Genomic DNA, 13,237 nt, shown 5'->3' with positions numbered 1-13,237 from the left:
GTCCTGGTGGGCGATACTGGGTTCGAACCAGTGACCTCTTCCGTGTCAGGGAAGCGCGCTACCGCTGCGCCAATCGCCCTCAGTGGGTGCTCGAGGTGGAGACGGGATTCGAACCCGCGTAGACGGCTTTGCAGGCCGCTGCCTCACCACTCGGCCACCCCACCAGGTGGTGTGAGATTGACTCTCATGACATTGCTGTCGAGCGGATGACGAGATTCGAACTCGCGACCCTCACCTTGGCAAGGTGATGCGCTACCACTGCGCCACATCCGCGGGGCTCATCGCTGAGCACTCGCATGACTATACCCGCGCTCGAGCCGCATGTCCAAATCGCCCCGCACGTGTCGCGCATCCGCCGCCGGACGCCCGGGGATGGTCACGCGCGCGCCCGCGGATGTGGCAGACTTGTGCGGTCCGCTTCGCGCGGCACGGGCGATTGGCGCAGTTGGTAGCGCGCTTCCTTCACACGGAAGAGGTCATCAGTTCGAGTCTGGTATCGCCCACGAGACCGAAGGCCCCGGCGATCCGCCGGGGCCTTCGTCGTATCCGCTCGGGCGCGCCTCAGGCCGCCTCGCACGCCTGAGCGCACTGCTCGCACGCCTCGGCGCACGCCCGGCAGTGCTCGGCGTCGTGGCGCCGGCACTCGGCCGCGCAGGCGCGGCAGACCGCGGCGCACGCGGCCAGCAGCGCGTCGCGCGCCTCCTGCGGCAGCGGCACCTCGCGGGAGAGGATGCGCGCCGTCACCTCGCAGAGGTCGGCGCACGCCTCGCACATCACCGCGCAGTCCTCCATGCCCTCCTGCCGGTCGGCGCGGGCGCAGTCGCGGCACGCCGCGGCGCACGCCTCCAGCTCGGCCACGTGGGCCGCGTGGCTGCCGACCTCCGCGCCGCCAGCGCCCTGCTCGTGCTCGTGCTCCTGTCCGTGGTGCATCATCGCTCCTCTCGGCGGGCTCGATGCCCGCGCATCGGTTCGCGGGCGACGCTACGCCCGGAGCCTGGATGTCCCCCACGAACGCCCTCGGCCCGTTAGCGTCGAGCCATGGATCTCCAGCTGAACGACCGTGTCGTCCTCGTCGTCGGAGGCACCGGCCTCATCGGCGGCGCCGTCGCCGACGTGCTGCGCGCCGAGGGCGCGACCGTGCTGACCGCCGCCCGCGGCGAGGGCGCCGACCTCCGCCTCGATGCCGCCGACGACGCATCCGTCGCCGAGTCCGTCGCGAGCGTGCTCGAGCAGCACGGCCGCCTCGACGGCCTCGTCGTCGCCGCCGCGCCGCCCGCGCAGACGCTCGACCCCGCCCGCAGCTCCGACCCCGCGCAGGTCGTGGAGGCGGTCGACGCGAAGGCGATGACGTTCCTGCGGCTCGCGAACGCCGCGAAGGCGCCGATGCGCGACGCCGGCTTCGGCCGCATCGTGGGCGTGAGCGGCCAGAACGCGCTGATCACGGGCAGCATCACCGGCTCGGTGCGCAACGCCGCGCTCATCATCGCGGCGAAGCACCTCGCCGACGAGCTGGCCGGCACGGGCGTGGCCGTCAACGTCGTGAACCCGGGCCCGGTCACCGCCGAGCCCGCCGACGACGTCGCGCACGGGAAGCCCGGTGAGTCGTCGCCCGAGCAGATCGCCGCGCTCGTCGCGTTCCTGCTCTCCCCGCGGTCGACGACCTCCGGCGAGTCGATCGCGACCGGTCACCGCGTGCGCGGCTCCGTCGCCCTCTGACGCACGAACGAGAGGAGGGGCCGGCTCCCCGCCGGCCCCTCCCCCGATTCGAGCGCGTCAGACGCGGTCGCGCTCCAGCTCGTAGCCGTACGCGTCCTCGCCGTGCACGATCTGGTCGACGCCGGCCAGCTCGTCCTCGTTCTTGACGCGGAAGCCGATCGTCTTCTCGATCGCGAAGCCGATCACGAAGGCGACGACGAAGGCGTAGACCATGACGCCGACGGCCGCGATGACCTGCACGGCCAGCTGGCCGGGGCCGCCGCCGAGGAACAGGCCCGTCTCGGTCGCGAAGAAGCCGAGGTAGAGCGTGCCGATCAGGCCGCCGACGAGGTGGATGCCGACCACGTCGAGCGAGTCGTCGAAGCCGAGCTTCCACTTGAGCTCCACCGCGAGGGCGCAGACGGCACCGGCGATGACGCCGAGCAGCAGCGCCCAGCCGGGCGTGAGGTTGGCGCACGCGGGGGTGATGGCGACGAGGCCGGCGACGGCGCCCGAGGCGGCGCCGACGGAGGTGGGCTTGCCGTCCTTCAGCTTCTCGACGAGCAGCCAGGCGCAGATCGCCGCGGCGGTCGCGCCGAGCGTGTTGAGCGTGATGAGGCCCGCGTTGCCGAGGCCGTTGAGCCACTCCGCACCCACGTTGAAGCCGAACCATCCGAACCACAGGATGCTCGCGCCGAGGATCACGAACGGCACGTTGTGCGGCTTGTGGGCGCCCTTCGTGAAGCCGATGCGCTTGCCGAGCACGAAGGTGAGCGCGAGGGCCGCCGCGCCGGCGTTGATGTGCACCGCGGTGCCGCCGGCGTAGTCGATGACGGAGGGAAGGCCCAGCATCTCGCCGAGCGAGTACGCCCAGCCGCCGCCCCACACCCACGCGGCGATCGGGAAGTAGCCGAGGGTGGCGAAGACGCCGGCGAAGAGCATCCAGGCGCCGAACTTGGCGCGGTCGGCGATGGCACCGGAGATGAGGGCGACCGTGATGATCGCGAAGGTCGAGCCGTAGGCGACGCCGATCAGGTCGGTGTTCGCGCTCTCGCCCGCGGCGAGGGCGGCGAGGCCGAGGTCGCTGAACGGGTTGCCCGAGAACTGCAGCGGCGACTCGACGGCCGCCATGTTGAATCCGTACAGGATCCAGAGGGTGCCGACGAGGCCGATGGCCCCGAACGACATCATCATCATGCTGATGACGCTCTTGGCGCGCACGAGGCCGCCGTAGAAGAACGCGAGGCCGGGCGTCATGAACAGCACGAGTGCTGTCGAGACGACGCCGAAGGCCATGCTGCCTGCATCCATGAGGTGCTCCTTGGGGGTATCCGCGGGAAGGGACTGCTCTGAGGATCCCCCCGGGCGGTTTCGCCGGCGGGCCCGCTCGCGTTTCGTCTCGGTTACGGATGCGCGGCCGTGTTTCGGGCGCGTTTCGGGCGACGGCGGGCATGCGGCCGGATGCCAGGATGGATCCCATGACGTGGATCAGGAACCCGCAGGTGTCGGCGATGCTCCTCCTCGGTGCGGCGATCCTCGGCCTCGTCATCGCCAACACCGGCCTCGGCCCGGGCCTCGACGCGCTGAAGCACATGCACCTGCCGTTCACGGTCTTCGGGCTCGACCTCTCGGCCGCGCACTGGGTGACCGACGGGCTGCTCGTCGTCTTCTTCTTCGTCGTTGCGATCGAGCTGCGCTACGAGTTCACGCAGGGCGACCTCAGCAGCGTCTCGAAGGCCGCGGTGCCGACCATCGCCGCGCTCGGCGGCGTCGCGGTGCCGGCGCTCATCTACCTGAACCTGGCCGGCGCCGACGGCGCGCGCGGCTGGCCGATCCCCACCGCGACCGACATCGCCTTCGCGCTCGGCGTGCTCGCGCTCGTCGCGAAGCGGCTTCCGTCGCGCGTGCGAGCGCTGCTGCTCGCCCTCGCGGTGATCGACGACCTCATCGGCATCCTCTTCATCGCGGTCTTCTTCACCGAGTCGCTCTCGCTGCCGCTGCTCGGGCTCGCCGCGGTCGGCGTCGTCGCCTTCTGGCTGCTCGGCCGCGCCTACCGCGGCAAGCGCGGCAGCTGGCCGCTGCGCATCCTGCTGCTCGTGGTCGCCGCCGTCACGTGGTGGCTCGTCGCGATGAGCGGCATCCACGCCACGATCGCGGGCGTCGCGCTCGGCCTCGTGCTCTCCCCCGCTCCCGCCGAGTCGGCGCGCGAGAAGCTCGAGCCGTTCACGAACGGCATCGTGCTGCCGGTGTTCGCGTTCACGGCCGCGTCGGTGATGATCCCGCAGGTGCCGCTCGGCGAGCTCAGCCCCGTCTTCTGGGCGATCGTCGTCGCCCTGCCGCTCGGCAAGCTCATCGGCATCACGGCGGCCGGCCTGCTCGGCCAGTGGGCGCTGCGCGTGCCGAAGGGCGGCCGCGTGCTGCTCACCGAGCTGCTCGGCATCAGCCTGCTCGGCGGCATCGGCTTCACGGTCGCGCTGCTCATGAACGAGCTCGCCCACCGCACGACACCCGAGCTCATCACCGAGGGCACGCTCGGCGTGCTCGCCGGCTCGCTCATCGCGGCGATCCTCGGCGCGACCTACCTGGCGCTCCTGAACCGCCGCTACCCCGACGTCGAGACGGCCGAGATCCGCGCCCGCGACGCCGAGGAGTACCTGCGGCGCACCGACGGGGTCGGCTAGGCCGTCTCGTTGGCCAGCGCCACGAGGCGCGAGATGGCACGCAGGTACTTCTTGCGGTAGCCGCCGCCGAGCATCTCCTCGCTGAAGACGCGGTCGAGGCTCGTGCCGCTCGCCCGCAGCACCACCTGCGCGTCGTAGAGGCGGTCGACGAGCGCCACGAACCGCAGCGCGTCGTTCTGGTCGTGCAGCACCTCGACGTCGCGCAGGCCCAGCCCCTGGAGCCCCTCGACGAGCCCGACGTAGCGCGACGGGTGCACCTTCGACAGGTGCGCGACGAGCGCGCGGAAGTCGTCGACCGCGACCGTGCCGTCGAGGCCCGCGAGCTCCGCCTCGATGCGGTCGTCGGGCGTGACCGGGGCGTGCCCGGTGATGTCGCGGTGGCGGTAGTCGTCGCCGTCGATCCGCATGATCTGGAAGCGGTCGGCGATCGCCTGGATCTCGCGCAGGAAGTCGGAGGCCGCGAACCGGCCCTCCCCGAGCGCGTTCGGCGGCGTGTTGCTCGTGGCCGCGAGCTTCGAGCCGCCGGCGACGAGCTCGCCGAGCAGGCGGGTCATCACCATCGTGTCGCCCGGGTCGTCAAGCTCGAACTCGTCGATGCAGACGATCCGCGAGCCCTGCAGCGCCCGCACCGTCTCGGCGTAGCCGAGCGCGCCGACGAGCGCGGTGTACTCGATGAACGTGCCGAAGACCTTCGGCCCGGGCATCGCCTTCCACAGCGAGGCGAGCAGGTGCGTCTTGCCGACGCCGAAGCCGCCGTCGAGGTAGATGCCCGGCCGCACCTCGGGCGCCTTGCGGAACAGGGAGCGCTTCGGCGACGTCCACGCCGTCACGAGCTCCTGCATCCGCTCGAGCGCCTCGGCCTGCGACGGATGCGCGGGGTCGGGCCGGTACGACTCGAACGTCGCGCCGTCGAACTGCGGCGGCGGCGTGAGGCCCGCGACGATCTGCTCCGCGCTGGCCTCGGGGCGGCGCTCGACGAGCGAGATCGGTGCTGGCATGGGCGCTCCTTCGTCGACGCGTCGGCGTCCGGGGAAGTTTCGGTGGGAGGATGGCGTTCCCCCGGACGAGCCTAGTCAGGCAGGACAGCCGCGTGCGCGCGCGGTGCGGAAGGAGTCGCCATGACCGAGTCGGAGCCCCGCTTCGCCCAGTACGCCGCGCCGGAGCGCCTGGTCTCCACCGAGTGGGTGGCCGCGCACCTCGACGACCCCGACGTGGTGGTGGTCGAGTCCGACGAGGACGTGCTGCTCTACGAGGTCGGCCACGTCCCGGGCGCGGTGAAGGTCGACTGGCACACCGAGCTCAACGACCCGGTGATGCGCGACTACCTCACCCCCGAGGCGTTCGCGCGCCTGCTGGGCGAGAAGGGCATCGGGCGCGACACCACGGTCGTCTTCTACGGCGACAAGGCCAACTGGTGGGCGACGTATGCGCTCTGGGTCTTCGCGCTCTACGGGCACGACCGCACGCGCATCATGGACGGCGGGCGCGACAAGTGGATCGCGGAGGGCCGCGAGCTCACTCGGGAGCCCTCGCGCCGGCCCGCGGTCGACTACCCGGTCGTGGCGCGCGACGACCGCACGCTGCGGGCCTTCCGCGACGACGTGCTCGCGCACCTCGGCCGCCCGCTCGTCGACGTGCGCAGCCCCGAGGAGTACTCCGGCGAGCGCACCACGGCGCCCGCCTATCCCGACGAGGGCGCGCTGCGCGCGGGGCACATCCCGAGCGCCGCGAGCGTGCCGTGGGGTCGTGCCGTGCACGAGGACGGCACGTTCCGCTCGCGCGAGGAGCTCGAGGCCGTCTACCTCGACGGCGCCGGCCTGCGCGACGCCGACGACGTGATCGCCTACTGCCGCATCGGCGAGCGCTCGAGCCACACCTGGTTCGTGCTCACGCACCTGCTCGGCCTGCCGAAGGTGCGCAACTACGACGGCTCCTGGACGGAGTGGGGCTCGCTCGTGGGCGTGCCGATCGTGGTGGGGTCCGAGCCCGGCGAGGTGCCCGCGCGATGACGCTCACGCCCGCCCTGCAGCGCACCGTCGACGACTTCCAGGCCGTCGAGGAGCGCGACCGGCTGCAGCTGCTGCTCGAGTTCGCCGACGAGCTGCCCGAGCTGCCCCAGCGCTACGCCGACCATCCCGACCTCCTGGAGCGCGTCGCCGAGTGCCAGTCGCCCGTCTACCTCTTCGTCGAGGTCGACGATGCGGTGCACGTGCACGCCACCGCGCCGGCGGAGGCGCCGACGACGCGCGGCTTCGCCTCGATCCTCGCGCAGGGCCTCGAGGGCGCGAGCCGCGACGAGGTGCTCGCCGTGCCCGCCGACATGCCGCGCCTGCTCGGGCTCGACCGCGTGATCTCGCCGCTGCGCCTGCGCGGCATGGCCGGGATGCTCGGACGCATCCAGCGGCAGGTGCGGGAGCGCTGACTCAGTCGAGCGGGGCGATCCGGTGCTCGTCGAGCCAGCCGCGGATCTGCTGCTCGTAGCGCGCCCGGTCGAGGTTCCACAGCTTCGTGTGCCGCGCCGTCCTCCACTCCCGGTAGTCGACGATGTCGGGCCGCGCCTCGGCGAGCGCCCGGGAGGCGTCGGCCGGCACGAAGCCGTCGTCGGCCGAGTGGAGCAGCAGGATGGGCTGCGACAGGGCGTCGGCGTGCAGCACGTTGTCGAGCTCGTCGAAGTCGAGGCTGCGGCTGCCGCTGAGCGCGGCCGCAGGCGACTCGAGGAGGCCCACGGCGGTGTCGACCAGCCAGGCGGGCATCTTGGCGATCGCGACCTGCAGCAGCAGCGTGGCGCGCCACGAGACCACCGGCGAGTCGAGCACGAGCCCCACGATGCGGCGGCGGTGCCGGGAGCGGCGCGCGAGCTGCAGCGCGATCTGGCCGCCCATCGACCAGCCCATGAGCACGATGCGGCGGGCGCCTCGCGCGACCGCGAAGCCGATCGCGTCGTCGACGTCGCCCCACTCGTCGAGCCCGAGCCGGAACTTGCCGTCGCCGCTCGGCGGCGCCTCGGTGTCGTTGCGGTACGAGACCGCCATCACGGGCATGCCGCGCTCGAGGAACACCGGCGCGGCCCGGATCGTCTCGCGGCGCGTGACGCCGCGGCCGTGCACCTGGATGCACCAGGTGGCGGCCGACTGGTCGCCCATGATCCATGCGGGCGCGGGGCCCACCTCGGTGGCGACGTCGACGGTCTCCACCGCATCCGCCACCTCCTCGGGCCGATGCACGGCATAGCCCGACCACCGCGCGGACTCCACGCCGTCGAGCACCTCGCGGGCGCCCGCGTCGACCGCCCGCACGACGCTGTGCGCGTCCTCGGCCACGACGGGTCCGAGCACCACGAGCCGCTCCCCCACCCAGAGCGCGTACAGGCCCGGCAGTCCCGTGTCGGGGGTGCGCCCGAGCCGCACGCCGCGCTCGTCGAGGCCGAGCACCCGGATGTCGTCGACGAGCTCCCGCGGCGGGGTGACGAGCATGGAGGCGAGCGCCGCGGAGGCACCGGTCACGGCGAGGGCGGCGCCCGCGACCACCACCCCGCCCGCGGCCATCGCGAGCCTCGCGGGGCGGGTGGATGCGGCGGCGCGCCTCGCTCGGGTCGTCACGGTGCGATCGTAGTCTTGCCGGGTGGACACGAGCAGTGCAGCCCCCGCCCCCGAGCCGGAGGCCTTCCGCGCTGCCATCGACCAGCTGCGCAGGGCTGAGCTGCGCTCCGAGCTCTCGGTGCGCGAGATCCCGGCGCCCGGTCGCATCGCGCCCTTCTCGTTCGCCATCGCCGCCGATGTCGGCGTGACGAGCCACGGCCGCGACTCCGACCTCGGCACCGGCCGCTTCATCCTCATGCACGACCCGGAGGAGCCCGAGGCCTGGGGCGGCGACTTCCGCATCGTCAGCTTCACGCAGGCCTCGCAGGACCCCGAGATCGGCGTCGACCCGTTCCTCGCCGAGGTCACCTGGACCTACCTGCTCGAGGCGCTCGAGCAGCGCGGTGCCGAGTACCACTCGGAGTCGGGCACCGCGACCAAGATCCTCTCGAGCGGCTTCGGCGAGCTCGCGGCGCAGGGCGACGGCGCGCAGATCGAGCTGCGCGCGTCGTGGACGCCGACCGGCCACGACTTCGGCGCGCACCTGACCGCCTGGACCGACCTGCTGTGCGCGATCGCCGGCCTGCCGGTGCAGCCGGGCGCCGCGGGCCTCGACGCGCACAGGCGCACGCGTGGCTGAGCTGCCCGAGGCGGTGGCGTCCGGCCCGCTCGACGTCATCGAGGACGCGGATGCGCTGGCCCGCGCGGCCGAGCGGCTGCACGCGGGCGAGGGCCCGGTCGCCGTCGACGCGGAGCGCGCGAACGGCTTCCGCTACACCGCGAAGGCCTACCTCGTGCAGCTCCACCGGCGCGGCACCGGCACCGTGCTGATCGATCCGACCGCGATCGACGACCTGTCGCCGATCCAGGACGCGATCGGCGGCGAGGAGTGGATCATCCACGCCGCGAGCCAGGACCTCCCGTGCCTGCGCGAGGTCGGCCTCGAGCCAGCCACCCTCTTCGACACCGAGCTCGGCGCGCGGATCGCGGGCTTCGATCGCGTCGGCCTCGCCGCCGTCACCGAGCGGCTCGTGGGCCTGCGCCTGCGCAAGGAGCACGGCGCGAGCGACTGGTCGGCCCGGCCCATCCCCCGCTCGTGGCTGGAGTACGCGGCGCTCGACGTCGAGGTGCTGCCGGATGCGCGCGACGCGCTGGCCGCGGAGCTCGAGGCCCAGGGCAAGCAGGAGATCGCCGAGCAGGAGTTCGCCTACGCGCTCGCCCGCCTGCCGAAGCCCCCCGCGGAGGAGCCGTGGCGCAGGCTCTCGGGCATCCACGCGATCCGCGACCGCCGCCAGCTCGCCGTCGCCCGCGAGCTGTGGCTCGCGCGCGACGCGCTCGCCCGCGACACCGATACCGCGCCGGGGCGGCTCGTGCCCGACCGCTCGCTGCTCGCCGCCGCGATGGCCGACATCGAGGCGAAGGGCCGCCTCGCCGCACGCAAGGACTTCACCGGTCGCGCGAGCCGCAGCGAGCTCGACCGCTGGTGGGCGGCGATCGAGGCGGGCCGCGCGAGCGACGACCTGCCGGTGCTGCGCGTGCGCTCGGACGAGCCGCCGCCGCCCCGCTTCTGGAAGAGCCGGCGCCCCGAGGCCGACCTGCGCCTGCAGCGCGCCCGCGCCGCCGTGCAGGCGGTGGCCGAGGAGCTCGCGATGCCGGCCGAGAACCTGCTGACCCCGGATGCGCTGCGGCGGGTCGCGTGGGAGCCGATCGAGCCCACCGAGGCGGCCGTCGCCGCGGCGCTCCGGGCCCGCGATGCGCGCCCCTGGCAGGTTGCCGCGACCGCACAGAGGATCGCCGCCGCGTTTGTAGAGGCAGACCAAGCGCCCGCCCAGCCCTCCGAGCCCTCCTCGTAGGAAGCGGCAACCGCCGCGTCGGGCCCGGGGGCGCGTTCCTACACTGGTGCCGCAATCACCCCCAATCAGGAGGCATCGTGGCTGACGACGACGTCGTGTTCGTGGACGGCGTCCGCACCCCATTCGGGCGCGCGGGCGAGAAGGGCATGTACTGGCAGACCCGAGCGGACGACCTCGCGGTCAAGGCGCTCACGGGACTGCTCGAGCGCAACCCGAGCCTGCCGCTCGAGCGCATCGACGAGGTCGCGGTCGCCGCGACCACGCAGACCGGCGACCAGGGCCTCACCCTCGGCCGCACCGTCGGCATGCTCGCGGGGCTCCCCGTCTCGGTGCCCGGCTACGCGATCGACCGCATGTGCGCGGGCGCGATGACGGCGGTCACCGCCGTCGCCGGCGGCATCGCCTTCGGCGCCTACGACATCGCCGTCGCGGGCGGCGTCGAGCACATGGGCCGGCACCCGATGGGCCTCGACGCCGACCCGAACCCCCGGTTCGTCGCCGAGAAGCTCGTCTCGATGGACGCGCTCAACATGGGGAAGACGGCCGAGCGCATCCACGACCGCTTCCCGCACCTGACGAAGGAGCGGGCCGACCGCTTCGCGCTCGGGTCGCAGCAGAAGTACGCCGCGGCGCTCGCCGCCGGCCACATCCAGCACGACCTCATCCCGGTCGCCACGCAGTCCGCCGCCGGCTGGGGGCTCGCGACGGCCGACGAGGCGCCGCGCCCCGAGACGACCATGGAGGGCCTCGCGGGGCTGAAGACGCCGTTCCGCGACCACGGCCGCGTGACCGCGGGCAACGCATCCGGCCTGAACGACGGCGCGACGATGTCGATCATCGCCTCGGCCGCGGCCGCGAAGGAGCACGGGCTGACGACGAAGATGCGGATGGTCTCGTTCGGCTTCGCCGGCGTCGACCCCGACATCATGGGCATCGGCCCGGTGCCCTCGACGGAGAAGGCGCTCAAGAAGGCCGGCCTGTCGATCGAGGACATCGGCCTGTTCGAGCTGAACGAGGCATTCGCCGTGCAGGTGCTCTCGTTCACCGACCACTTCGGCATCGCCGACGACGACCCGCGCGTCAACCCGTGGGGCGGCGCGATCGCGATCGGCCACCCGCTCGCCTCCTCCGGCGTGCGCCTCATGCTCCAGCTCGCGCGGCAGTTCGAGCAGCGCCCCGACGTGCGCTTCGGCATCACCGCGATGTGCGTCGGCCTCGGCCAGGGCGGCACGGTCATCTGGGAGAACCCGCACCACAAGCGCTACGGGAAGGGCATCTGATGGCCATCCGCGACGAGTTCACGCGGCTCGCGGCCTCCGAGTTCGACGAGGTCGTCACGCACAGCCACGTGCGCGACGTGCAGCTCGCCTCCGGCAGGACGCTCGCCCTCATCACGCTCGACAACGGGCGCGACCACACGCGGCCCTCGACCCTCGGCCCCGCGACGCTCTTCGAGCTCGGCGACACCCTCGAGGCGCAGCGCGCCCGCGGCGCCGCCGGCGAGGTCGACGCGATCGCGGTCACCGGCAAGCCCTACTTCCTCGCCGCCGGCGCAGACCTGTCGAACGTCGGCAGCCTGCCCGACCGCGAGACGGCCGCCGAGCTGCCGAGGCTCGGCCACCGCGTGCTCGGCCTCCTCCACGAGGCGCCCGTGCCGACGTTCGTCTTCATCAACGGCCTCGCCCTCGGCGGCGGCCTCGAGATCGGGCTCAACGCCGACTACCGCACCATCAGCTCGGCGGCTCCCGCCGTGGCGCTGCCCGAGACGTTCCTCGGCCTCGTGCCCGGCTGGGGCGGCGCGACGATCCTGCCGAACCTGATCGGCATCGAGCGGGCGCTCAAGGTGATCATCGAGAACCCGCTCAAGCAGCGCGTGCTGAAGCCCGCCGACGCGCTCGACCTCGGCATCGCCGACGCGATGTTCGGGCCCGCGAGCTTCCTCGAGTCGTCGCTCCGCTGGGCCGATGGGGTGCTGGGCGGCGCGAAGGTCGACCGCCCCCACGTGCCCGGCACGCTCGAGCGCACGGTGAAGTGGCCGATCGCCCTGAAGATCGCGCGCGAGACGCTCGAGAAGCGGATCGGGAAGGTCGCCCTCGCGCCCTACCGCGCCCTCGACGTGATCGAGCTGGCCAGGAAGAACGACCGCGCGGCGGGCTTCGCCGCCGAGGACGCGGCGCTCGCCGAGCTCATCCCGGGCGACCAGTTCGTGGCCTCGATCTACGCCTTCGACCTCGTGCAGAAGCGCGCGAAGCGCCCGGCCGGCGCGCCCGACGCGGCGCTCGCGAAGCCGGTGACGAAGGTCGGCATCATCGGCGCCGGGCTCATGGCCAGCCAGTTCGCGCTGCTGTTCCTGCGGCGCCTGCAGGTGCCGGTCGTCATCACCGACCTCGACCAGGGCCGCGTCGACGCCGCCGTGGCGCGCATCCGCGGCGAGATCGACGCGCTCGCGGGCAAGGGCCGCATCACCACCGACGAGCAGCAGCGCCTCAGCGCGCTCATCTCCGGCACGGTCGACAAGGCCGACTTCGCCGGCTGCGACTGGGTGATCGAGGCGGTGTTCGAGGAGCTGGGCGTCAAGCAGCAGGTCTTCGCCGAGGTGGAGCCGCACCTGTCGGAGACAGCCGTCATCGCGACGAACACCTCGAGCCTGTCGGTCGAGCAGATCGGCGCGCGGCTCGCGCACCCCGAGCGCCTCGTCGGCTTCCACTTCTTCAACCCCGTGGCGGTCATGCCGCTCATCGAGGTGGTGCGCACGCCGTCGACCGACGACGCGACCCTCGCGACCGCGATGCGCGTCGCGAAGGACCTGAAGAAGAACGCCGTCATCACGCGCGACACCCCCGGGTTCGTCGTCAACCGGGTACTCGCGAAGCTGCTCGGCGAGGCGATGCACGCGGTCGAGCAGGGCTCCTCCTTCGAGGACGTCGTCGAGGCGCAGCGCGCGTTCGGCTTCCCGATGGACCCGTTCGTGCTGCTCGACCTCGTCGGGCTCAAGGTCGGCGCGCACGTGCTCGACACGCATCACGGCGCCTTCCCCGACCGCTTCTTCGAGTCCCAGGCGCTGCACGAGCTCGCCGAGCAGGGCATCCTGCTCGAGAAGGACGGCAAGGGCGAGGTCAAGGGGATCGACAAGCGGGCCCGGAAGATCGTGGCGAAGCACCGTCCCGCGGGCGCCGTCGCGCTCTCGGCCGACGAGCTGCGCGTGCGCATCGAGGACGGCCTGGCCGACGAGATCAAGCGCATGCTCGACGACCATGTCGTCGAGGCCGCCGAGGACATCGACCTGTGCATGATCCTCGGCGCGGGCTGGCCGTTCCAGATGGGCGGCATCACGCCGTACCTCGACCGCGTCGGCGCCTCCGAGCGCGTGTTCGGCGGCACCTTCCACCAGCCGCCGATCGCCGGCCCGAAGGCCTGAGGCTCACGACCC

The 13,237-nt window shown here is 72.8% G+C and carries 12 protein-coding genes and 4 tRNA genes; 9 read left to right on the top strand and 7 right to left on the bottom strand.

The features are described from left to right. Positions 1–4 precede the first annotated feature (4 nt). From J2X49_RS08705 to J2X49_RS08695, 3 genes are all read right to left on the bottom strand, one after another. A tRNA-Val gene (locus tag J2X49_RS08705) sits at positions 5–79 on the bottom strand. Between the two features lie 14 nt (positions 80–93). After that, a tRNA-Cys gene (locus tag J2X49_RS08700) sits at positions 94–164 on the bottom strand. A gap of 37 nt (positions 165–201) precedes the next feature. Then, positions 202–273: transfer RNA gene (locus J2X49_RS08695), tRNA-Gly, on the bottom strand. A gap of 157 nt (positions 274–430) precedes the next feature. Here J2X49_RS08695 and J2X49_RS08690 point away from each other — a divergent pair. Next, positions 431–503 (top strand) — tRNA-Val (locus J2X49_RS08690). Positions 504–561: 58 nt separating this feature from the next. Here J2X49_RS08690 and J2X49_RS08685 read toward each other — a convergent pair. After that, a complete protein-coding gene (locus J2X49_RS08685; RefSeq protein WP_310125043.1) occupies positions 562–930 on the bottom strand; it encodes a four-helix bundle copper-binding protein in 369 nt (122 codons plus the stop codon). 108 nt (positions 931–1,038) lie between these two features. Between J2X49_RS08685 and J2X49_RS08680 the strand changes: the two genes are divergently transcribed. Continuing rightward, positions 1,039–1,716: an SDR family oxidoreductase gene (locus tag J2X49_RS08680; RefSeq protein WP_310125041.1), complete on the top strand. Its 678-nt coding sequence runs from the start codon at positions 1,039–1,041 to the stop codon at positions 1,714–1,716. A 57-nt stretch (positions 1,717–1,773) separates the two neighbouring features. Here J2X49_RS08680 and J2X49_RS08675 read toward each other — a convergent pair whose 3' ends face one another. Continuing rightward, positions 1,774–3,006: an ammonium transporter gene (locus J2X49_RS08675; RefSeq protein ID WP_310125039.1), complete on the bottom strand. Its 1,233-nt coding sequence runs from the start codon at positions 3,004–3,006 to the stop codon at positions 1,774–1,776. A gap of 167 nt (positions 3,007–3,173) precedes the next feature. Between J2X49_RS08675 and J2X49_RS08670 the strand changes: the two genes are divergently transcribed. Further along, on the top strand, positions 3,174–4,376 hold the full coding sequence (locus J2X49_RS08670; RefSeq protein WP_310125037.1) for a Na+/H+ antiporter NhaA: 1,203 nt from the start codon (positions 3,174–3,176) through the stop codon (positions 4,374–4,376). Here the strand turns inward: J2X49_RS08670 and zapE are convergent. After that, positions 4,373–5,374, bottom strand: a complete 1,002-nt coding sequence (zapE, locus tag J2X49_RS08665) for a cell division protein ZapE (RefSeq protein ID WP_310125034.1) — start codon at positions 5,372–5,374, stop codon at positions 4,373–4,375. The two genes, J2X49_RS08670 and zapE, sit on opposite strands and share 4 nt — an antisense overlap. Positions 5,375–5,494: 120 nt before the next feature. On the opposite strand from zapE, the gene J2X49_RS08660 reads away from it, so the two are divergent. Together J2X49_RS08660 and J2X49_RS08655 are read left to right on the top strand one after the other, a co-directional pair. Next, positions 5,495–6,385, top strand: a complete 891-nt coding sequence (locus J2X49_RS08660; RefSeq protein ID WP_310125031.1) for a sulfurtransferase — start codon at positions 5,495–5,497, stop codon at positions 6,383–6,385. Continuing rightward, entirely contained in the window at positions 6,382–6,798 is a 417-nt protein-coding gene (locus J2X49_RS08655) for a SufE family protein (protein ID WP_128189145.1), read from the top strand. The genes J2X49_RS08660 and J2X49_RS08655 overlap by 4 nt, the downstream gene beginning before the upstream one ends. A 1-nt stretch (position 6,799) precedes the next feature. Here the strand turns inward: J2X49_RS08655 and J2X49_RS08650 are convergent, their stop codons facing one another. Then, entirely contained in the window at positions 6,800–7,975 is a 1,176-nt protein-coding gene (locus tag J2X49_RS08650) for an alpha/beta fold hydrolase (protein ID WP_310125026.1), read from the bottom strand. 22 nt (positions 7,976–7,997) lie between these two features. On the opposite strand from J2X49_RS08650, the gene J2X49_RS08645 reads away from it, so the two are divergent. The 4 genes from J2X49_RS08645 to J2X49_RS08630 all read left to right on the top strand — a co-directional run bounded on the left by J2X49_RS08645 (position 7,998) and on the right by J2X49_RS08630 (position 13,225). Next, complete coding sequence (locus J2X49_RS08645) at positions 7,998–8,594, top strand: DUF3000 domain-containing protein (RefSeq protein WP_128189143.1); 597 nt, start codon at positions 7,998–8,000, stop codon at positions 8,592–8,594. Further along, positions 8,587–9,807: a ribonuclease D gene (locus J2X49_RS08640; protein WP_310125022.1), complete on the top strand. Its 1,221-nt coding sequence runs from the start codon at positions 8,587–8,589 to the stop codon at positions 9,805–9,807. The genes J2X49_RS08645 and J2X49_RS08640 overlap by 8 nt, the downstream gene beginning before the upstream one ends. Positions 9,808–9,902: 95 nt before the next feature. Next, positions 9,903–11,087: a thiolase family protein gene (locus tag J2X49_RS08635; RefSeq protein WP_396131274.1), complete on the top strand. Its 1,185-nt coding sequence runs from the start codon at positions 9,903–9,905 to the stop codon at positions 11,085–11,087. After that, positions 11,087–13,225: a 3-hydroxyacyl-CoA dehydrogenase NAD-binding domain-containing protein gene (locus tag J2X49_RS08630; protein WP_310125021.1), complete on the top strand. Its 2,139-nt coding sequence runs from the start codon at positions 11,087–11,089 to the stop codon at positions 13,223–13,225. The genes J2X49_RS08635 and J2X49_RS08630 overlap by 1 nt, the downstream gene beginning before the upstream one ends. Positions 13,226–13,237 lie beyond the last annotated feature (12 nt).

The organism is Agrococcus sp. BE272, assembly GCF_031457935.1.
In the GTDB taxonomy this organism is placed as follows: domain Bacteria; phylum Actinomycetota; class Actinomycetes; order Actinomycetales; family Microbacteriaceae; genus Agrococcus; species Agrococcus sediminis.
This window is presented reverse-complemented; position numbering and strand designations above follow the sequence as displayed.

Coding starts and splice junctions, on each gene's coding strand:
- J2X49_RS08685 (WP_310125043.1), bottom strand. CDS start 930: ATGCACCACGGACAGGAGCACGAGCACGAGCAGGGCGCTGGCGGCGCG.
- J2X49_RS08680 (WP_310125041.1), top strand. CDS start 1,039: ATGGATCTCCAGCTGAACGACCGTGTCGTCCTCGTCGTCGGAGGCACC.
- J2X49_RS08675 (WP_310125039.1), bottom strand. CDS start 3,006: ATGGATGCAGGCAGCATGGCCTTCGGCGTCGTCTCGACAGCACTCGTG.
- J2X49_RS08670 (WP_310125037.1), top strand. CDS start 3,174: ATGACGTGGATCAGGAACCCGCAGGTGTCGGCGATGCTCCTCCTCGGT.
- zapE (WP_310125034.1), bottom strand. CDS start 5,374: ATGCCAGCACCGATCTCGCTCGTCGAGCGCCGCCCCGAGGCCAGCGCG.
- J2X49_RS08660 (WP_310125031.1), top strand. CDS start 5,495: ATGACCGAGTCGGAGCCCCGCTTCGCCCAGTACGCCGCGCCGGAGCGC.
- J2X49_RS08655 (WP_128189145.1), top strand. CDS start 6,382: ATGACGCTCACGCCCGCCCTGCAGCGCACCGTCGACGACTTCCAGGCC.
- J2X49_RS08630 (WP_310125021.1), top strand. CDS start 11,087: ATGGCCATCCGCGACGAGTTCACGCGGCTCGCGGCCTCCGAGTTCGAC.